This is a genomic window from Microbispora rosea, assembly GCF_044460045.1.
Lineage (GTDB): Bacteria > Actinomycetota > Actinomycetes > Streptosporangiales > Streptosporangiaceae > Microbispora > Microbispora rosea.
Map to the genome: position 1 here is coordinate 1102365 of NZ_JBITJO010000002.1, position 20703 is coordinate 1123067.

Consider the following 20703-nt stretch of genomic DNA (forward strand, 5'->3'; position numbering starts at 1 on the left):
CATCGCGCTGCTTGTTGGTGTCCGGGGCGGATCTACTCCGCGGCCGGGACGATGCTCACCGCGCGGCGACCGCGCTTGGTGCCGAACTGCACCCGGCCGGTGGCCAGGGCGAACAGCGTGTCGTCACCACCACGGCCGACGTTGTCGCCGGGGTGGAAGTGCGTGCCGCGCTGACGGACGATGATCTCGCCCGCGTTCACCAGCTGACCGCCGAAACGCTTCACACCAAGGCGCTGAGCGTTCGAGTCACGGCCGTTCCGGGTGGACGAGGCGCCCTTCTTGTGTGCCATGATTCACTCCCTTTCGGGGGTAAGCGGGGGTCGTCCCCCGGGAAACTACTGTCCGGGGTTGATGCCGGTGACCTTGACCTGGGTGTACCGCTGGCGGTGACCCTGGCGCTTCTTGTATCCGGTCTTGTTCTTGTACTTCAGAATCCGGATCTTCGGTCCCTTCGTCTCGCCGAGGATCTCGGCGGTCACCTGGAACCGGGAAAGCGTGGCGGCGTCGGTGGTGACATCGCCGTCGTTGACGACGAGCACCGCCGGCAGCGACACCGAGGAGCCAACCTCTCCGGCGACCTTGTCCACCTCGAGGACGTCCCCGACGGAGACCTTCTGCTGCCTGCCGCCGCAACGAACGATCGCGTACACCGCGGAACCCTTCTACTGGCTAAATGCTGAGATGCCGCGCCCCGCATCCAGCTGCTGTCGATAACACGACCGGCGATCCGGGCAGGCGCGCGAAGCCAGGCACGCCGACACCAGGCGCACCGGTTGACCAGGGTACCGGATATCGGGTACCCAGGTCGAACCGAGCGGACCGCCGGGTGACGAAGTCGTTACTCCGCCGTCTTCCTGCGGGAACGTCGCCGTCCCCGGGAAGACGAGGCGGAGCCGTCGCCCCCGTCTGAGTCGGTGGAATCGGCGTCGATGGCGTCGGTGACGCTCTCACGCACCGAGCCCGCCGCCGCGGCGACGGAGCCTTCGCTCGCCGCCACCTTCTCGGCCACCGCCTTCTCGATGGCCATCTTGCCCTGCGTGCCGCGCGGCTCGGGCTTCGCCTCGACCGGTTCGGTCGACACGATGATCCCGCGCCCGTGGCAGCAGTCGCACGGCGTGGAGAACGCCTCCAGCAGGCCCTGGCCGACCCGCTTGCGCGTCATCTGCACCAGACCCAGCGAGGTGACCTCCGCCACCTGGTGCTTGGTCCGGTCCCGCGCCAGGCACTCCAGCAGCCGCCGGAGCACCAGGTCGCGATTGCTCTCCAAGACCATGTCGATGAAGTCGATCACGATGATGCCGCCGATGTCCCGCAGCCTGAGCTGGCGGACGATCTCCTCGGCCGCCTCCAGGTTGTTGCGGGTGACGGTCTCCTCGAGGTTGCCGCCCTGCCCGGTGAACTTGCCGGTGTTGACGTCGACGACCGTCATCGCCTCGGTCCTGTCGATCACCAGCGAACCACCGGACGGCAGCCACACCTTGCGTTCCATCGCCTTGGCGATCTGCTCGTCGATCCGGTAGGCGGAGAACGCGTCAATCTCCCCCTCCCACTTCGACAGCCGCTCGGCGAGGTGCGGGGCGACGTAGCGGACGTACTCGTCCACCGTCGTCCACGCCTCGTCGCCCTCGACGACCAGGGAGCCGAAGTCCTCGTTGAAGACGTCGCGGACCACCCGCACGGTCAGGTCGGGCTCGCCGGACAGCAACTCCGGCGGGCTGGCCGACTTGGCCTTGCGCTGGATGTTCTCCCACTGGGCCGACAGCCGGGCCACGTCGCGGCTGAGCTCCTCCTCCGAGGCGCCCTCAGCCGCGGTACGCACGATGACGCCCGCGTTCTCCGGCATGACCTTGCGCAGGATCTGCTTGAGCCGGGCCCGTTCCTTGTCGGGCAGCTTGCGGCTGATCCCGGTCATCGAGCCGTCCGGCACGTAGACCAGATAGCGGCCGGGGAGGCTGATCTGCGAGGTCAGCCGGGCGCCCTTGTGGCCGATCGGGTCCTTGGTGACCTGGACGAGCACCGACTGCCCGGACTTCAGCGCCGCCTCGATCCGCTTGGGCTGGCCCTCCAGCCCCGCGGTGTCGAAGTTCACCTCGCCGGCGTACAGCACGGCGTTGCGGCCCTTGCCGATGTCCACGAATGCCGCCTCCATCGAGGGCAGCACGTTCTGGACCTTGCCGAGGTAGACGTTGCCGACGTACGACTGGCTGGACTCCCGGTCGACGTAGTGCTCGACGAGGACGCCGTCCTCGAGCACCGCGATCTGGGTGCGGCCGCCCTGGCGGCGCACGACCATGAGTCGCTCGACCGACTCGCGCCGGGCCAGGAACTCCGACTCGGTGATGATCGGGGGACGGCGCCGGCCCAGCTCGCGGCCCTCACGGCGGCGCTGTTTCTTGGCCTCCAGCCGGGTCGATCCCCGTACGCCCTGGACCTCGTCAACGGAGGTGGACCTGGTCGCGCGGGGCGCCCGGATGCGGACGACGGTGTTCGGCGGGTCGTCGGGGGCCAGATCGGCCTCCTCGGTGCCCCTGCGGCGGCGACGGCGACGGCGCCGGGTGCCGGCCTGGCCCTCGGAGTCGTCCTCCGCCTGCTCGCGGTCGTCCTCCTCGGCCGACGCGGCCTGCGGCTCCTCGCCCTCGCCCTCGCCTTCCTGATCCTCGCCGTCCTCGCCGTCCCTGGTGCGGGCACCGCGTCCGCGTCCGCCCCTGCGGCGGCGCCGCCTGCGGGCGCCGCCCTCGGACTCGTCCTCGCCGGACTCGGCGGTCTCCTCCGGCTCCTCGGACTCCGCCTCCTCGTCCTCCACCGGCTCGGCCACGGGTGCGGGCGCGGGCGACGCGGCCCTCTGCACGGGCACCGCGAACGGGTCGGGGGCCTGGAAGAGCGGCTGGAACAGCGCCGACGGCGCCTGGAAGGTCACCGAGGGCACGGACGGCTGCTGCGCGGAAAGGCCGAAGGGGTCGGCCACCACGTCCGGCCGCCCGCCGTCCTCATCGGCGTCGACGTCTTCCATGTCGACGTCCTCGATGTCGAGCGGCTCGTCGTCCAGCGGCTCCTCGTCGGGCAGGTTGAGCCGCAGCGCGGCGTCGACCTCCGCCTCGGCGGCGCTCATCGCCCTGGATCGTTCCGGCTCCGGCTCTTCCGCACGGGCCCGGCGGCGGCGCCTCGGCGCGGCGGGCTCCTCGGCCCGCACGTCCCGCGACGGCTCCTCGGCCTGCACCGTTTCCGCCTGCTCCGGCTGCTGGGACGGCTCGGTCTCGTCGGTCCGCTTGCGGCTCCGGCGACGCCGGGTGGGCGCGGCCGGCTCGTCCTGCGCGGCCGGTGCCGTCTCCGTGACGGCCGACGCGGCGTCCGATGCGGTCTCCGTGGCGGACGGCGCCGTCTCCGCGACGGCCGGTGCCGGCGGCTCCTCGGCGACCGGCTCCTCGGCGGCCTTGGTGCGGCGGCGGGTGGCCCGCTTGGGCCGTTCCTTCGCGACCGGCTCCTCCTGCGTGGGGGCCTCGCCGGGCTCGGCCGCCGTGGGCGCAGTGGTCTGCGGGGCCTCCGGTTCCGTGGTTTCCGCGGCCTTCGGCATCGCTGCCGCCGCCACGGTGGTCACCGGTGGCGGCAGGTCGTCGGGCTCGGGCGGCGGCCCGGCCGGGCGGCTCGCCGACCGGCGGCGCCGGGTCGTGGACACGCCTGACGGACCGGAGGAAACCGCGTCTCCCCCAGCCTGGCCGCGTTCTTCTGTTGTCGTGTCACCGTCAAGGCTCACAGCCCCGTCAGTGGGCTCGTTGTCGAGCATGCGGGCGCTCTCCCGTCAGCCTCCGGGCACGTTGCCGCGCCGCGCGAAGGCTCTCGTCTCTCGCGGTCCGCCGGGCTTCCTGTCGGCGCCTCGGCGGCAAGTCTTATCGGTCTCCGCCTGCCCGGTCGAAGGCGAACGGGTCGGCGGGCTCACCGGTCATCGCGTCGAGCGGCCCCTGCGCCAGCCTGGTCACCGCAGCGGGTGACGGCGGCGCGAAGCCTGCCACGAGACGCAGACCCATGAGCACGTCATCGGGCCGGACGGCAGGTGTTTCGTGCCGAACAACCATACGAAGTATGACACAGGGTTGAACGGTCTCCTGACCTGCCGTAATTCCCGGCTCCCCCACGACGGCCAGCGAACGCACCGCCTGGCGGGCGTCGAACCGCCGCATTCCCTTCTTGGTCAGGCGTTCGACCTCCACCAGGTCGGCCGAGAGGAACTCCTTCACCGCCCGCTCCGCCTCGCCCGGATCGGCCCCGGGGAGCCGCAGCTCCCACACCGAGCCCTCCAGCCGATCGGCGAGGTTCCCGTCCCGCGCCTCCACCACGTCGAGCACGTCCAGCCCCGGCGGCAGCGAGGCGTCGAGGTCGTCGCGAACCCGCCGTGGGTCGCACGGCCGGTTCACCCCGATCTCGAGGTACTCGGCCTCGCTCGCCACTCCGGTGGGGGCGGCGCCGGCATAGGAGATCTTCGGGTGCGGGCTGAAGCCGGCGCTGTAGGCAACCGGGATGCCGGCTCGCCGCACCGCCCTTTCGACGGCGCGGGAGATGTCGCGGTGGCTGGTGAAACGCAGGCGGCCCCGCTTGGCGTAGCGCACGCGGAGGCGCTGCACGGTGGGTTCGGGCGCGGGCCCGTCGGGAACGGGTTTCAGAGTTCCGTCGTCCTTCCGCTTTCGGTCGATCGTCTTTCAGGATAGGCCGTGAGCGTCAGATCACGGTGAGTGGCAGCAGTTTTCTGCCCGTGGGACCGATCTGGATCTCCGTCCCCATCGTGGGGCAGACGCCGCAGTCGTAGCAGGGCGTCCAGCGGCAGTCCTCGACCTCGACGTTGTTGACCGCGTCCTGCCAGTCCTGCCACAGCCACTCGCGGTCGAGACCGGCGTCGAGGTGATCCCAGGGAAGCACCTCGTGCTCGTCCCGCTCGCGCGTCGTGTACCAGTCCACGTCGACCGGCACGTCGGCGAGGGCGCGCTCGGCCGCGGCCATCCACCGCTCGAACGAGAAGTGCTCGCTCCAGCCGTCGAACCGGCCGCCGTCCTCCCAGACGGCCCGGATGACCCGGCCCACCCGGCGGTCGCCCCGCGACAGCAGCCCCTCCACGATCGACGGCTTGCCGTCGTGGTAGCGGTAGCCGATGGCCCTGCCGTACTCCTTGTCGGAGCGCAGGGCGTCGCGCAGCGCGCGCAGCCGGCGGTCCACCGTCTCGTGGTCGCCCTGGGCGGCCCACTGGAACGGCGTGTGCGGCTTGGGGACGAACCCGCCGATGGAGACCGTGCAGCGGATGTCACGTGAGCCGGTCGCCTCGCGGCCGGCCTTGATGACCTTCTTGGCCAGGTCGGCGATGCCGAGGACGTCCACGTCCTCCTCCGTCGGGAGCCCGCACATGAAGTAGAGCTTCACCTGCCGCCAGCCGTTGGAGTAGGCGGTGGTGACCGTGCGGATGAGGTCCTCCTCGATGACCATCTTGTTGATCACCTTGCGCATCCGCTCGGACCCGCCCTCCGGCGCGAACGTGAGCCCGGAACGGCGGCCGTTGCGGGACAGCTCGTTCGCCAGGTCGATGTTGAACGCGTCGACCCGGGTGGAGGGCAGGGACAGGCCGACCTGGCTGCCCTCGTAACGGTCGGCGAGACCCCTGGTGACATCGGCGATCTCGGAGTGGTCCGCGCTGGACAGCGACAGCAGCCCGACCTCGCTGAAGCCGGACTCCTTGATCCCCGCCTCGACCATGTCGCCGATCGTGGTGATCGACCGCTCCCGCACCGGACGGGTGATCATCCCCGCCTGGCAGAAACGGCAGCCCCGGGTGCAGCCCCGGAAGATCTCGACACTGAACCGCTCGTGCACGGTCTCGGCGAGCGGGACCAGCGGTTTCTTCGGGTACGGCCACTCGTCGAGGTCCATGACCGTGTGCTTGAAAACGCGCGTCGGCACGCCGTCGCGGTTGGGGACGACGCGCATGATGCGGCCGTCCGGGTGGTACTCGACGTCATAGAACTTCGGGACGTACACCCCGCCGGTGGAGGCGAGGCGCATCAGCAACTCGTCGCGGCCGCCGGGCGAGCCCTCGGCCTTCCACTCGCGCAGCACCTCGGAGATCGCAATCGCGATCTGCTCGCCGTCGCCGAGCACGGCGGCGTCGAGGAAGTCGGCGATGGGCTCCGGGTTGAACGCGGCGTGACCGCCCGCCAGCACGATCGGGTCCTCGTCGGTGCGGTCCGCCGCCTCCAGCGGGATTCCCGCCAGGTCGAGCGCGGTGAGGAGGTTGGTGTAGCCGAGTTCGGTGGCGAACGACACCCCGAGGACGTCGAACGCGCGAACCGGCCGGTGCCCGTCCACGGTGAACTGCGGGACACCCTCGGACCGCATGAGCGCCTCGAGGTCGGGCCACACCGCGTAGGTGCGCTCCGCCAGCGTCTCGGGCAGCTCGTTGAGGATCTCGTAGAGGATCTGCACCCCCTGGTTGGGCAGGCCGACCTCGTAGGCGTCCGGATACATCAGGGCCCACCGGACGGTCGCCTCGTCCCAGTCCTTGACCGTCGAGTTCAGCTCGCCCCCGACATACTGGATCGGCTTCTGCACCTTGGGCAGCAGCGGCTCCAGGCGGGGAAACAACGACTCGACAGACATGCCTCCAGGGTATCGGCTCCGGCGAGTGGCCCCTGCGGATCTTCCGTCCTCAGAAGGGGTGCCAGATCCGGTCGTCGCCCGCGCGCAGCGAGGCCAGGCGGTGGCGCAGCTCCGCGTGCGCGCGGTCGTCGCGGTGCCCGAGGCGCAGCACGGCCGTCAGCGTCTGGAGCTCCCGGATGTCACGCAGCACCGGATAGCCCGGCCAGTCCCTGACGTCGCACCCGTACGCGCGGGCGAAGCCGTCGCGCTGGGCGTCGGACAGGCCGAACCGGGCACCCTGCAGGGTGGGCACCAGGTCGACCTCGCGCGGCCCGGCGCTGGCCGAATCCCAGTCGCACAGCAGGATCCGGTCCGCGGTGCGGATCAGGTTGCCCCGGTGCGCGTCGCCGTGGACCAGCCCGTACGGCAGGGCGAACTCGACGCGCTCGTAGCAGGCCTCCTCCAGCGCCGCGCACCGGTCCAGCAGCCACTCCCGCTCCTCGCCGTCCAGGACGAGGCTCGCCCGCACGGCCCGCCGTACGCGGCCGAAGGGATCGTAGGTCGGCAGCGCGAACGGGACCGGCGGCAGGGAGTGCAGCCACCGCAGCAGCAGGCCGAGCGGGACCGGGTCGCCGTCGTCCGCGCCGTCCTCGTAGTGCCAGAAGGTCGCCAGGCAGCCCTGGACGGCCAGCGGCTGGCGCACGTCGAGCGGCAGCGTGACGGGGAAGCCCTGCTCGTGCAGCCAGCGCGTGACCTTGAGCGAGGTGGCCAGTCTGTCGTACTTGCCGGGAGTGCCGGCCTCCGCCAGGCGGACGACGACCCCCTCACCCGGCAGGTGGTACACCACGTTGGCGAAACTGCGCAGCAACCGTGCGCCGTCGGCGCTCAGCCCCGCCTGACGGCACGCCTCCGTGAGCGCGGGCGGGGTGCCGGCGACGGTGGAGACGCTCATCGCGGATCCCCCTCGCCTCCCAGCGCCTCGGACGGAGCCTCGGGCAGCGCCCGGGCGGCCGACTGGGGCAGCCCGGTCGCGCAGAACGCCTCCAGCCGCCCGGCGAGCTCTCCCCGCACCATCGGCGTGCAGGTCAGCACCGTGGATTGCAGGGTCTCTGCCAGGCTGTCGATCCTGCGCTCCGGCGGCAGGTCCAGCAGCGGCGTCAGGGCCCGCTCTGCCCCACCGGGGTCGTCCTCCAGCAGGAGGGCGACGGCCAGGTGCGCCCCGGCCATCGCCTCGCAGCCGTAGGACCGGTTCTGGCGGTCCTCCCGCGCGTACAGGCCGAGCGCGGTGCGGGCCTGCTCGATCGCCCGGCCCGCCTGTCCGAGGTGCAGGCGCGTGACCGCCGCGTAGTAGGCGTGCTTGGCGGGCCGGAAGGCGAACTCCCCGGCGAACCCGTCGTGCAGCTCGTCCCCGGTGCCCGCCTCGCGGGCGTCCGCCGCCTTGAGCAGGTCGTCCTCCGCCTCGCGGGTCCGGCCGAGCATCGCGCCCGCCCGCGCCCGCAGCAGGTGCAGCCGCGCGGCGCCCTGGCCCCGGTGCAGGGTGGTGAGGCCGTCCTCGGCGTATCCCACCGCGTCCTCGTACCGCCGGTCCCACAGCGCGACCGACGCCTGCATGCCACGGGCCCAGCCCATGAGCGACCGGTGGCCGGAGATCCTGCCGTACGTCCACGCCGCGCGGGCGAGGGTGTCGGCGGGCACCCGGCGGCCCATGTCCATGCTCGCGTTGGCCATCAGCCCGCACAGCGTCCCGGCCAGGAAGAACAGTTCACCGGCCTGGGCCGGGTGGACGCGTCGCTCCAGCGCCCGGCGGGTCTGCTCCTGCAGCGCCCGCATCTCCACGAACAGCGGCAGCGGCGCCTCCCAGACGTACCGGCGGGACAGCCAGATCACCTGCGTGCGCAGCCGTTCCAGCGTGCTGTCGCCGATCTCGCTCGTCTCCACCCGCTCGGCGTGCTCGCTCGCCTCCCGTGCGGCGGCGCTGATCAGGTCGGGCGCGGTACGCCGCCGCCAGACGTCGGGGGGCCGCATCTCCGGCGGCGTGTAGTCCTTGGCGAACCCGAGCTGCACCGGGCCCGTCTCGAGCAGGCGGCACAGCAGGTCGGTGTAGTCGCGGTCGGGCCGCGCCCCGGCCTCCCACTCCCGCCAGGACCGCTCGCTCAGTCCCCTGCGCTTGATTTGCTCGCGGTCGCACATCGCGTGGAAGCGCTCGATCGCCTCCTCCACCGTCCACCCGTACGCCAGGCGCAGGCACTTGAAGCGGGTCAGCCGTGGGCAGCACAGGTGGATCTCGTCGGCGATCTGATGGAGGACCGCGGTCGTCGGCGGCCCCCCGAGCGCGGCGAGGGTGCGCTCGCGAATGCCGCCGGCGATCTGGATGGCGGATCGGTCCCCGCCGCGTGAGGGTGTCGTCATCGGCTCTCCCAGTGGTGACACCCGCACGCTAACGCCGTACGTGTCACGAACCGGTCACCTCGCGCACTGCGAGTCCCTCTCCACCGAGTGAAGAGGAGTGATGGTGCCGCCGCTGCGCAGCTGGGCCGTGAAGAGCTGGCCGCACAGGCTCGCCGGCGTCTCGGCGAACCACACCGTCGGCGGGTCTCCCGCGGCCGCGGCGGCCCACCTCCCGGCGCTGTACACGATCCGGTAGTCGGGGAATGCCGTGCGCAGCAGGTCAAGGGCGCGCTGACGTTCCCGCGTCTCGTCGTCCGGAGTCACCGTTCCTCCGTAATGGTCCGTTCAGCCCCCGAACCTGTTCCGTTCCCATGATGTTCGCCGCGTGGTTCGGGCACCAGTGAGAGCCGGGGTCCGCCACCCTGCGGACGGCTCTCATGCGGACGGCACGGGTCACATGGGCCGCGACCTGAGATGGATGGCCTGCAAGATGGCCACCGCCGTCATGTTCGCGAACGTCGCCGTGCCGCCGTAGGAGACGAACGGCAGCGGCACACCGGTGATCGGCATGATGCCGATCGTCATGCCGACGTTGACGAGGGTCTGGAAGGCCAGCCACGCGACGATGCCGGCGGAGACGAGCGCGCTGAACCGGTCGCCGCACATCCGGGCGATCCGCACGCCGCGCAGCAGCACCACGCCGAGCAGGGCCACCACGGTGACCGACCCGACGAAGCCGAGCTCCTCGCCCGCGACGGTGAAGATGAAGTCGGTGTGCTGCTCGGGCACGAAACGTCCCGTGGTCTGGCCTCCGTGGAACAGGCCCTTGCCGAAGACCTCGCCCGACCCGATCGCCACCAGCGCCTGCGTGCTGTTGTAGCCCACGCCGCGCGGGTCGCTCGACGGGTCGATGAGCGCGGTGAAGCGCGCCACCTGGTAGGGCTTGAGCAGCCCCAGCGACCACACCGCCAGCCCCGCGAGGGCCGCGAGCAGCACCCCGGCCAGCACCCAGCGCTTGCGTATCCCGGCGAAGACGATGATCGCGCCGGTCGTCGCCATCAGCACCATCGTGGTGCCGAGGTCGGGCTGCAGCATGACCAGCGCCGCCGCCGCGCCCGCCGCCGCCAGGGACAGCGCGAGGCCGGAGGCCCTCGGCCGGTCCTTGATCTTCCCCTTCTCGGACGTCGGGGCCAGCAGCCGCGCCAGTATCACCACCAGCGCCGGCTTCATCAGCTCGGCGGGCTGCAGGGCGAAGCCCCCGCCGAGCAGGATCCACGAGTGGTGGCCGTTGATCGTCGAACCCATCGGGCTGATGACCAGGATCAGCCCGACGACGGCGATGCCGTACAGGACCGGCGCGTACGTGCGCAGCCAGCGGTAGTCGCTCACCGCGACCGCGCTGTAGAGGGCCAGGCCGATGAGCAGGTTGAGCACGTGCTTCTTGGCCATGCCCGTCGGCTCGATCGACGACCACGTCCGGGTGGCCGACCAGACCAGCAGCGTGCCGACCGCGCTGAGCGCGACCACCGCGCCGAACAGCAGCCAGTCCATCCGCCAGACGACCGATCCCCGGCCGACGACGCGGCTCGCGAGCGACCTCCGCCGTACCCCGATGGCTTCAGTCATGGCAGATCCGCCTCACTGCGTTTCGCGGCTGATGGCCGGCAGCCGCGTCACCGGTTTGCCGTCCGGAAGCGCCGGCTTGAGCGGCTTGCCGTCGTCCCCCTTGCCGAGGCCGTAGATCCCCTCCCAGATGCGCCGCACCGCGGGCGCGGCGGTCGAGGCGCCGAAGCCGCCCTGCGCCACCATGACCACGGTGACCAGCCGCGGATTGTCCGCGGGCGCGAAGGACGCGAACCACGACGTGTCCTCCTTGCCGTAGACCTCCGCCGTACCGGTCTTGCCGCCGATCTTGACGATGTTCAACGGGAACCCGCGGAACACCGCCGCGGCCGTGCCGTCCGAGGGCACCTCGCTGAGTGCCTTGCGGATGTAGGTGCGGGTCTCGTCGTTGACCGGCAGGTGCGCCACGACCGGGACCGGGATCTCCTGCTTAAGGGTGCCGTCCGGGCGCATCAGCGCCCAGCCGACACGCGGGCTGCGTACGTTGCCGTCGCCCAGCAGCGCCGCGTACGCCCGCGCGAGCTGGAGAGGGGTGACCAGGACGTCGCCCTGGCCGATCGAGAGGTTGACCGCCTCGTAGGCGTGGAAGATCATGCCCTCCAGGCAGTTCTCGTTGGCCAGCCGCTTGGCGAACGCGGCCCGGCTCTGGTCCTTCATCTCCGGATAGCCGATCTTGGCCCGCTTGCACATCTCCGACTTCGTGGTGTTGTACAGGTCGAGCTTCCACGCGCGGGTCGGGATGCGGCCGGCGGACTCGCCGGGCAGGTCGATGCCGGTGCGCTTGCCGAAGCCGTAGGCCTTGGCCATGTTCGGCATCGGCTCCTTGACCTTGGCCTTGGGCGTCTTGCCGCCGTCGCGCAGCCACTCCTCGTACCCCGCCTTGTAGAACACGGTGTCGCACGACTTGACCAGCGCCTCGTGCAGCGAGATCGCGCCCAGGCTCATGCCGCCCGCGTTCGGGTACGACCGGCCCTCGACGTTGTAGGAACCCGGGCACTGGTAGGTGCCGTGCAGGGGCTCGCCGTCGGCGATCATCGCCGACACCGAGCTGATCTTGAAGGTCGAACCCGGCGCGTACTCGCCGGCGATCGCCCGCGACACCAACGGCTTGCCCGACTTGTCCGACAGCAGCCGCCGGTAGTCCTTCTCCGCGATGCCGCCCGTCCAGACCTTGGGGTCGTACGTCGGCCGGCTGGCCATCGCGATCACCCGGCCGGTCTTGATGTCGAGCACCACACCGGCGGCGCCGTCCGAGCTGGGCACCTCCTGCATGGCCTGGTCCAGCGACTTCTCCACGATCCGCTGCACCTTGGCGTCGATGCTGGTCACCAGGATGTCGCCGGGGACCGGGTCGGACTGCTGGTTGACCGTGATGACCTTGCCCATGCGGTCGACCTGGACGTTGCGCAGTCCGGGCGTGCCGCGCAGCGCGGAGTCATAGGTGCGCTCGAGCCCGTCGCGGCCGGTGAGGTCGACGCCCGAGTAGTTGGCCTTGAGACCCTCGCGCTTTTCCAGCTCGCTCTGGGTCACCGGCTGCAGGTAGCCGAGGAGCTGGGCGGCGTCCTTGCCGTTGGGATAGTCGCGCATCGCCTGGATGTCGGCCGTGACGCCGGGGAAGTCCTCCTGGCGTTCCAGGATCTGCAGCGCCGCCCGGGGGTTGACGTTGTCGGCGACCGGGATCGGCGTGTACGGCGAGCCGGGCCAGCACGGGCGGCTGATCCCGGGGCCGCACGCCCGGATCTCCTGCTTCAGCTTCGACAGCGGCACCTTCAGCACGGCGGACAGCCGGCGCAGGACCGCGTCGCCGCCGTCCGGCATCCGCTCCAGCCGGCCGCGGTCCACGGAGACCACCAGCGTCGTACGGTTGCGCACGAGCGGGCGGCCGGAGGCGTCGAGGATCGCCCCCCGCAGGGCGGGCACCCGCACCTCACGGGTACGCGTCTCCGTCGCGACCGTGACGAACCGCGACCCCTGCACCACCTGGACCTGCCACAGCCGGACGACAAGCACCACGATCATGGCGATGACCATTACCTGAAGGACGATCAGGCGTCCGCGCAAACGTGTCATGCCGTCCCCCGTCTCCAGCTCGGCACGAGCTCGCCACCGCCTGCGCGCCTGCGATGGCCGCCGTGCGTGACCTTGACCGCCCAGAGCACCAGCGGAGCGGCCACGAGATTGCAGACCGCGGCCCGGGGCCATGCCGTCGCGAGCACCGCCCAGGTGACCCCCGGGGCGCCGATCAACGCGCCCAGACCCGCCAGCATGCCGGGCGCGACCACGCCGCACACCGCCACCGCGAGCAGCGGCACCCGGTCTCCCAACCGCCCGGCCGCGTAGCCGAGGGCGCACAGCACCAGCGCGTACTGGCCCAGCGTGTGGTTGGAGGGAGGCAGCAGGTCGTAGGCGAGCCCGCCGCAGAAGCCGATCACCGCACCCGGCACGGCCCCGCGCCTGGTCGCGAGTGCGGCCACCGTCAACAGCACCAGGTCGGGCGCCCAGGAGAACAGCAGCCGGTTGACCACGCTGGCCTGGAGCACCAGAGCGACGAAGAGCAGCAGCGCGGCGAGGATGTTGCGGGCCATGGGTCAGTCCCTCTCACCGCGGCCGTCGTGCTGCCGGGGCGCGTCGCGCGGCTCGGCGGCGGCGGGCGGTTCGTGCGCGGCGGGCGGCTCGTGCCCCTGCTGTTCGTGTCCTTGCTGCTCGTGCCCCTGCTGTTCCTGTCCCTGCTGCTCTTGGGCGCGCTGCTCCCCGTCCACGGCCTGCGTGCCGTGCCGGCCGCGCCGCTCCCGCGCGGCCTCGGGCATCTGCCGTTCGGCCGTGGCCCGCGACTCGTCGCCCGCGCCGCGGCCCCGGTCGCCGAGCCCCCACTCGGCCTCCAGCGAGGCGCGCCCCTGTCCGCGGCCGTCGTCGCCATGCCGCTTGTCCTCACGCGGCGGCTTCGGCGGCGGCGGCTTCGGCGGCAGCACCGCGTCACGCGGATCACGCTTCGGCGTCGCGACCACCACGCCGACGACGTCCAGCGCGGAGAAGTCGGCGAAGGGCCGTGCGTAGGCCGTCCTGGTCACCTCGCCCGGCGTGTTGTCCACCCGCTCGACCACGCCGATCGGCACCCCCGGCACGTACGGCTTGCTCTGCTGGGAACCGAACGAGACGATCCGGCGGCCCACACCGATCGGCACGGTGGAGTCGAGCAGGCGGAACCTGATGAGGTTGCCCCCGCCGCCCGCCTCGCCGAGGCCGCTCACGACGCCGAGCTCGTTGCCGCCCTCCAGCCTGGCCCCGGCCGACAGGGCCGGGTCGGTCAGCAGGGCCACCGTCGAGCCGGCCGGGCCCGCCTGGACGACGCGGCCGACCAGCCCGGCATCGCTGAGCACCGTCATGTCGGGCCGGATGCCGTCACCGGTGCCGGCGTCGATCTCGACCGTGTCCTCGAAACCGGCCACCGTACGCCGCGCGACGACCTGGGCCGGCACGATGCGGTAGCGGCCGAGCCCCGCCAGCCCGAGCATGCGGTCCAGCTTGTCGGCCCGCGCCGTGTCGAGCCGCTGCGCCGACACCTCGTCCCGCAGCCGCGCGTTCTCCTTGCGCAGGTCGGCGATGGCGCGCCGCGCGGAGGGCGCGTCGCGCAGCATGCCGACGAATCCGGTGATCGGCCTGGTGACGGCGGCGCCGACGCGCTCGGCCTTCCCGAACACGGCGCCCGCGAAGTCGCGCACCGGGCCGAGGACGTGGTCGTTCCCGGCCCGGCGATCCACCGTGATGAGGATCAGCGCCACGGCGAGGAGGAGTCCGAGCATGAGACGGGCGCGGCGGGTGTCTCTCATGACGCTCCTTAGTTGCGGGGCTCCGGCACGAGCACCTGCTGGAGGGCTTCAAAGTCCTCCACGCATCGCCCGGAGCCGAGCGCGACCGAGTCGAGCGCGTTCTCGGCCATGTGGACCGGCATGCCGGTCTCCTCACGCAACCGGTCGACCATGCCGCGCAGCAGGGCGCCGCCGCCGGTCACGGCGATACCCCGGTCCATCAGGTCGCCGGAGAGCTCCGGCGGGCACTTGTCCAGCGTCGACTTCACCGCGTCGACGATCGCGTTGACCGGCTCGGCGATCGACCGGCGGATCTCCTCGGCGCTGATGACGACCGTCTTCGGCAGGCCGCTGACCAGGTCGCGGCCACGCACCTCGGCGTGGAAGTCCTCGCCCGTGACGCAGGCGGACCCGACGGCGATCTTGACTTCCTCCGCCGTGCGCTCGCCCAGCATCAGCGAGTACTCCTTCTTGGCGAAGGCGACGACCGCCTGGTCGAGTTCGTCGCCCCCGACGCGGATCGACTGGCTGGTCACGATGCCGCCCATCGAGATGATGGCCACCTCGGTGGTGCCGCCGCCGATGTCGACGACCATGTTCCCGGTCGGCTCGTGGACCGGCAGGCCCGCTCCGATCGCGGCCGCCATCGGTTCCTCGATGATGTACACACGGCGGGCCCCGGCCTGGTAGCCGGCTTCCTTCACGGCGCGTTGCTCCACCGCGGTGATGCCACTCGGCACGGCCACGATGATGCGCGGCCGCACGAAATGCCGCCGTTTGTGGATCTTCTGGATGAAGTACCGCAGCATTCGCTCGGTCACATCGAAATCCGCGATGACACCGTCCCTCAGGGGACGGATCGCGACGATGTTTCCGGGCGTCCGCCCGATCATCCGCTTCGCTTCTATCCCAACTGCCACGATCTTGCCTGTCGTGACGTTGATGGCGACGACGGACGGCTCGTTCAGGACGATGCCGCGCCCTCGGACGTAGACGAGAGTGTTCGCCGTGCCAAGGTCGACAGCCATGTCACGGCCCAGGAATGTCAGCTTGCTGCCCATGCGGAAGGAAGCCTTCCTTCAGGTGGTTAGCGGTTACCGGGTTCAGCGGGAGTGCGGGATGACGCATCGCATTCGAATCGTAACGGCATGTGCTCATCACTGGGCACATCGAGCTCTCAAGCCCCCGGAAAAACCGATGTCCCCCTGCCTAAGCTCGGTCACCACCTGGAAAAACACGAGAGGCCCCGGTTTAAACCGGGGCCTCTCGTGTGGCAAGGACTAGAAACGGTCGGGAAAGAAAATCTTGATTTCGCGGGCCGCGGACTCCGGAGAATCGGAGCCGTGCACGACGTTCTCGCCGATCTCCAGGGCGTGGTCGCCGCGGATGGTGCCGGGCGCGGACTTCACCGGGTCGGTCAGGCCGGCCAGCGCGCGGAACGCCTCGACGGCCCGCGGACCCTCGAGCACCATCGCGACCAGCGGGCCGCCGGTGATGAACTCCACCAGCTCGCCGAAGAACGGGCGCTCGGAGTGCTCGGCGTAGTGGGCCTTGGCCGTCTCGGCGTCGAGCGTGCGCAGGTCCATCGCCACGATCTTGAGGCCCTTGCGCTCGATGCGGCCGATGACGTCCCCGATGAGGCCGCGACGGACCCCGTCGGGCTTGATCAGGACAAGCGTACGCTCGGACACGGTCTCTTCTCCTAAAGTCGTTTGACTCGCCAAACACGGTGACCCGGCGGATCGCGGGCCCACCCGTCAAGCGTCTAGGGAGCTTCGGCTCGGAAGCTCCGACGCAACGGCAGCTTACCGGTCCGGGAACGCCGCTCCGATCGGACGAGGCCGGTGCCGACGGGTCCGGTTCCGGCGGGTCTGGGGCGGAGCGGCGGAGCGTCTCGGGCGTGGCCGCGTGCGGACGGCGGGTCTTCCTGCGTGTGCCGTGTCAGTGCGCGGGGCCGGCGTTCCCGGAGACGTCGTCGTCCTCCTCCGGAGACGGGGTCGGCAACGGGATCACCACGTCACCGTCCGCCGACGCGGCGGCGGCCCGCCGGGCCAGGACGGAGGCGAGCACGATCACTCCGACCACGACGAACCCACCGACAAGCGCCCACATGTGCAGCGCGTCGATGAACCCGTTCACCAGGGCGTTTCCGTCACCCTGCGCGGTCTCCGCGGCGTCGCGCAGCCGGTTCACCTGGATGCCGGTGCCGAGCAGGAAGCCCGCGAGCACGGCCGGGAAGCACAGCGACAGGCCCAGCATCGCCGACCCGAGGCCCGCCGTGCGGAACGCGCCGACCAGCGCCACCGCCGACCCCGCGGCCAGCAGGACGAACGGCACCATCAGCGGCGTGCCCGACGGCGCCGGGACCAGCAGCCTGATCGCGGCCAGCCCCACGACGACGGCCGCGAGACCGAGGACCGTCATCCGGGCCGCGAACGTCTCGGGCGCCCGGCCCGCGAGGACGGCGCCCACGAGGGCGGTCGCCGCGGCCACCAGGAACGGCACCCACAGACCCTTGAGGCCGGGACCGCCCAGCGGGCCGCCGAGCTCGATGTAGGTCATCTGCGCCGCGGTCGGCAACACCACCAGGCCCACCGCGACGTTGACGAAGGCGAGCGTACGGCCGCCGGGCCCCTCGAACGTGCCGAGTGCCGCGAGGGCCAGCATCGCCACCACCACGACGGCCGCGGCGACGACGACCAGGCGCGGCGGCCAGTCGAAGGTGATCCCGACGCCCAGCACCGCGATGGCCGCGGCGGGCACGATGGCGAGCGCGAGCCGCCCGCGCTCCACCGACGTCGGCCGGCCCGCGGGCAGGATCTCCCCCTCGGTCCGCGAGACGCCGTCGCCGGAAATCATCCAGAGCACCAGGTATGCCGCGGCGAGGGCCAGCGCCACCCCGGTGAGCAGCGGATACGGCTGAAGGGTGACCTGCCAGGAGGACACGTCCCGGATCGCCCACAGGGCGAGAGCCTGGGCCGACAGCAGCGAGGCGGCGAGCGCGCCCGCCCAGATCGGCAGCAGCACCCGGTGCCGGGGACGCTCGGCGACCGCGACCAGAGTCGCCGGCACGAGCATGCCCGCGCCGATCCCGTGGAGCACGCGCAGCACGCCGACGAGCGCGACGGTGTCGGTGTAGCCCCCCGTGACGTCGGCGAGCGCGAGCAGCGTTAGCCCCGCCACGAGGATCGGCGCCGCGCGGAACCTGCGTACCGCGACCGCGGCGAGCGGCACGGTCACCAGCATGGCGGGCAGCGCCAGGCCGTGCGCGCGGATCATGTCGACCTGCGACACGCCGGGCGGCAGCAGCGCCGCCACAACGGAGATCGTGTTCGGGATGGCGACGAGCGCGAGAGGAAGGGCCACCAGGGTGAGCAGCCCGATGACGACGTCGACCAGCAGAGGGACGCGCACGGCTCGGACCGGCACGGCGGCCCGAGCCTGCGGTACGGGAGGGACGGCCATGCTTGCCGACTTTAGCGCTTCGTCGTCCCCTCGACACGGCGAGCGACGAAGATGGCCGTTATCCACAGGGCAGCAAAGATCACCCCGAGGAAGAACATGACCGGGACCAGGAATCCTGTGGCGATTGTCAGGACTTCCAGCACAGTGCCCGCGATGTAGGCGTACGGGCGTTTCAGCATGCCGGCGACCACCACGCACAGGACGGCCAGACCGAGCCCGACCGTCAGCGCGATCGGAGTGGACACGCCGTTGATGGTGATCGCCACCGGGATGATGAGCGCGACGACGATCGCCTGCATCCCGAGGACGGTCGCACAGAGCCGGCGCATGCCGGGGGTCACCTCGAACACGGCGCTGCTCATTTGGCGGCCTTGAGGAGGATGCGCGCCTCGCCCGCGGTCACGACCGAACCGGTGATGAGGACACCCGAGCCGATCTCGTCGCCCTGGTCGGCCAGCGCGATGCCCCTGTCGATGGCGTCGTCGAGCCGGTCCTCGATGTGGACACGCCCCTCGCCGAACACGGCCTCCGCACGCGTCGCGAGATCGTCCGGGCTGAGCGAGCGAGGAGAGGAGTTGCGGGTGACCACGATCTCCTCGACCACCGGTTCCAGCAGGTCCAGAATCGTGTCCACGTCCTTGTCCGCCATCACGGCCACCACGGCGACGAGCCGGGTGAACCCGAACGCCTCGGTCAGGGCCTCGACCGTGGCCTCCATGCCCGCCGGGTTGTGCGCCGCGTCGACCACGACGGTCGGGCCCCGCCGCACGATCTCCAGCCGGCCAGGGCTGCTCACCTGGGCGAAGGCCTGCCGTACGACCTCATCGCCCAGCGGGTCGTCGCCGGCCGTCAGCGCCTCCACTGCGGCCAGGGCGCCTGCGGCGTTGCCCGCCTGGTGCGCGCCGTACAAGGGCAGGAACACGTCCTCGTACACGCCTTTCAAGCCCCTGAGCTGGAGCATCTGACCGCCCATCGCGAGCTCGCGATGCAGCACGCCGAACTCCAGCCCCTCGCGGGCGACGACCGCACCGACCTCGGCTGCCCGCCGCATCAGCACCTCGGCGGCGGGCAGCGCCTGCTGCGCCAGCACCGTCGTCGCCTTCGGCTTGATGATGCCGGCCTTCTCTCCGGCGATCGTCGCGATGTCCGGGCCGAGGTAGTCCGTGTGATCCAGTGAGACGGGCGTGATGACGGCGACCGTCCCGTCGGCCACGTTCGTCGCGTCCCAGGTGCCGCCCATACCGGTCTCGACCACGGCGACGTCCACGGGAGCGTCCGCGAACGCGGCGAACGCCATCGCCGTCAGCACCTCGAAGAAACTCAGCTTGCCCACCCTGGCGTCGATCAACTCGAGGTAGGGCGCGACATCCTGGTAAACCTCGGCGAACCGCTCCTCCGACAGGGGCTCGCCGTCGATCGAGATGCGCTCACGCATCGACTGCAGATGAGGGCTCGTGTAGCGGCCCACCCGCAGGTTACGCTCGCGCAGCAGCGCCTCGACCATGCGCGCGGTGCTCGTCTTCCCGTTGGTGCCCGCGACATGAACGACCTTGTACGAGTTCTGGGGGTCGCCGAGGATCTCCATCAGTGCGGTGATCCGATCAAGAGTGGGGCTGAAATCCCACTCCACTCCCCGTGCCATGATCGCTTGCTCGACGGCTCGATATTCCACGACCCTCAGCGTACGGGAACTCATGGCCACCCCTTCATGAGGTGGTACGTCGTGCGGGTGTCATGAACAGGCGTAGCAGGGCGGGGTCCGCTCGCGTGGCGATGGACGTTGGGAATCGGTCGGGTCGGGGGTGTTGCAGTTGAGCCGCGGTCGGGATCGGTTGGGTCGCGGCCGGATGAGACCCGTCGGGTGGTACGGGGTTGGGGGCGCGCTAGGTGGGGTGGAGTCGGGGGTCCAATGAGTCGGGGTTGGGGTCGGGTGGGTCGGGGTTGGGGTCGGATGGTTGGGACGTCACTGCGCCGGCCGGAAGCTCCGGTCCTCACGAAGCCCGCTCCGCTGGGCCTTCGCTGCGGTCCTCCCTCCCGCCCGCTCCGCTCCTGCCGCACCACCGCTCGCGCCGCCGACAGCGTCATCCCATGACACGAGCCGGCCCACACGACGAGCCGCCGGCCAGGCAACCCCACACCACCCACGGAGGCGGGGGGACACCCCCTCCCCGCGTCCCTCAGCACCCCTACCGCCAGTGCCCCCAGAAAACGGGCCCCCGAAGGGACGGCCCCCTAGACAGGCCCTTGGAAAACGGGCCCTGGACATGCGAAAGCCCCGGCCAACACGACCGGGGCACCACCACCAAACGCCACCCACCACACCCGCAACCAAGCGCGGGACACCACAAAAACAACCCCCAGAGGGTGACCCCCGCCGGGAACCCCGGAAGAAGGAAACACTCCCCGGAAATGCGGAAGGGCCACCCACAAAGGATGGCCCTTCCAAAAGATTGTCCGGCGGCGTCCTACTCTCCCACACCGTCCCCGGTGCAGTACCATCGGCGCTGGCAGGCTTAACTTCCGGGTTCGGAATGTAACCGGGTGTTTCCCTACCGCCATAACCGCCGTAACCCCACGAAACACACAACCACACGGTTGCTGTCTCTGAGATCACATAGTGAACGCGAGCATAATATGGTCAAGTCCTCGGCCTATTAGTACCGGTCAGCTCCACACATTACTGCGCTTCCACTTCCGGCCTATCAACCCCATCATCTCTAGGGGGCCTTACCCACACAAGGTGGTGGGAGACCTCATCTTGAGGCGAGCTTCCCGCTTAGATGCTTTCAGCGGTTATCCCTACCGAACG

Annotated in this window: 17 protein-coding genes and 2 rRNA genes; all 19 read right to left on the reverse strand. The window is 70.9% G+C overall.

Annotated features, from left to right (window positions below; translation table 11 throughout):
- Positions 1-32 precede the first annotated feature (32 nt).
- The gene (gene rpmA, locus ACIBK1_RS12375; RefSeq protein WP_030505847.1) at positions 33-290 is read right to left on the reverse strand and encodes a 50S ribosomal protein L27; all 258 of its coding nucleotides are present in this window, start codon (positions 288-290) and stop codon (positions 33-35) included.
- A 45-nt stretch (positions 291-335) separates the two neighbouring features.
- The gene (rplU, locus tag ACIBK1_RS12380) at positions 336-650 is read right to left on the reverse strand and encodes a 50S ribosomal protein L21 (RefSeq protein WP_030505848.1); all 315 of its coding nucleotides are present in this window, start codon (positions 648-650) and stop codon (positions 336-338) included.
- 188 nt (positions 651-838) lie between these two features.
- Positions 839-3673 (reverse strand): Rne/Rng family ribonuclease, encoded by a 2835-nt coding sequence (locus ACIBK1_RS12385; protein ID WP_396734445.1) that lies wholly within the window; start codon positions 3671-3673, stop codon positions 839-841.
- A gap of 211 nt (positions 3674-3884) precedes the next feature.
- Complete coding sequence (locus ACIBK1_RS12390) at positions 3885-4601, reverse strand: TIGR03936 family radical SAM-associated protein (protein WP_197042396.1); 717 nt, start codon at positions 4599-4601, stop codon at positions 3885-3887.
- Positions 4602-4710: 109 nt separating this feature from the next.
- On the reverse strand, positions 4711-6633 hold the full coding sequence (locus ACIBK1_RS12395) for a TIGR03960 family B12-binding radical SAM protein (protein WP_396734448.1): 1923 nt from the start codon (positions 6631-6633) through the stop codon (positions 4711-4713).
- Positions 6634-6682: 49 nt separating this feature from the next.
- Positions 6683-7564 carry a phosphotransferase enzyme family protein gene (locus ACIBK1_RS12400; protein ID WP_051761218.1) on the reverse strand — a complete coding sequence of 294 codons (882 nt, stop codon included), beginning with the start codon at positions 7562-7564 and terminating at the stop codon, positions 6683-6685.
- Complete coding sequence (locus tag ACIBK1_RS12405; RefSeq protein ID WP_051761219.1) at positions 7561-9021, reverse strand: hypothetical protein; 1461 nt, start codon at positions 9019-9021, stop codon at positions 7561-7563. The genes ACIBK1_RS12400 and ACIBK1_RS12405 overlap by 4 nt, the downstream gene beginning before the upstream one ends.
- A gap of 54 nt (positions 9022-9075) precedes the next feature.
- Positions 9076-9324 (reverse strand): hypothetical protein, encoded by a 249-nt coding sequence (locus ACIBK1_RS12410; protein ID WP_030505854.1) that lies wholly within the window; start codon positions 9322-9324, stop codon positions 9076-9078.
- A 129-nt stretch (positions 9325-9453) separates the two neighbouring features.
- Positions 9454-10626: a rod shape-determining protein RodA gene (gene rodA, locus ACIBK1_RS12415; RefSeq protein ID WP_030505855.1), complete on the reverse strand. Its 1173-nt coding sequence runs from the start codon at positions 10624-10626 to the stop codon at positions 9454-9456.
- Positions 10627-10638: 12 nt separating this feature from the next.
- Entirely contained in the window at positions 10639-12693 is a 2055-nt protein-coding gene (gene mrdA / locus ACIBK1_RS12420) for a penicillin-binding protein 2 (RefSeq protein WP_030505856.1), read from the reverse strand.
- Positions 12690-13208 (reverse strand): rod shape-determining protein MreD, encoded by a 519-nt coding sequence (gene mreD / locus ACIBK1_RS12425; RefSeq protein WP_051761220.1) that lies wholly within the window; start codon positions 13206-13208, stop codon positions 12690-12692. The genes mrdA and mreD overlap by 4 nt, the downstream gene beginning before the upstream one ends.
- Before the next feature lie 3 nt (positions 13209-13211).
- Entirely contained in the window at positions 13212-14450 is a 1239-nt protein-coding gene (gene mreC / locus ACIBK1_RS12430) for a rod shape-determining protein MreC (RefSeq protein WP_156080728.1), read from the reverse strand.
- An 8-nt stretch (positions 14451-14458) separates the two neighbouring features.
- Entirely contained in the window at positions 14459-15490 is a 1032-nt protein-coding gene (locus ACIBK1_RS12435; RefSeq protein ID WP_030505859.1) for a rod shape-determining protein, read from the reverse strand.
- Between the two features lie 219 nt (positions 15491-15709).
- On the reverse strand, positions 15710-16120 hold the full coding sequence (ndk, locus tag ACIBK1_RS12440; protein WP_030505860.1) for a nucleoside-diphosphate kinase: 411 nt from the start codon (positions 16118-16120) through the stop codon (positions 15710-15712).
- A 250-nt stretch (positions 16121-16370) separates the two neighbouring features.
- On the reverse strand, positions 16371-17894 hold the full coding sequence (locus ACIBK1_RS12445; RefSeq protein ID WP_396734454.1) for a hypothetical protein: 1524 nt from the start codon (positions 17892-17894) through the stop codon (positions 16371-16373).
- Positions 17895-17905: 11 nt separating this feature from the next.
- On the reverse strand, positions 17906-18256 hold the full coding sequence (locus ACIBK1_RS12450; RefSeq protein ID WP_083744126.1) for a DUF4233 domain-containing protein: 351 nt from the start codon (positions 18254-18256) through the stop codon (positions 17906-17908).
- Positions 18253-19590, reverse strand: coding sequence for a bifunctional folylpolyglutamate synthase/dihydrofolate synthase (locus tag ACIBK1_RS12455; protein WP_030505863.1), 1338 nt, complete (start codon positions 19588-19590; stop codon positions 18253-18255). The genes ACIBK1_RS12450 and ACIBK1_RS12455 overlap by 4 nt, the downstream gene beginning before the upstream one ends.
- A gap of 756 nt (positions 19591-20346) precedes the next feature.
- Positions 20347-20463 (reverse strand): 5S ribosomal RNA (gene rrf / locus ACIBK1_RS12460).
- Positions 20464-20528: 65 nt separating this feature from the next.
- Positions 20529-20703, reverse strand: a 23S ribosomal RNA gene (locus tag ACIBK1_RS12465); the annotation flags it as partial.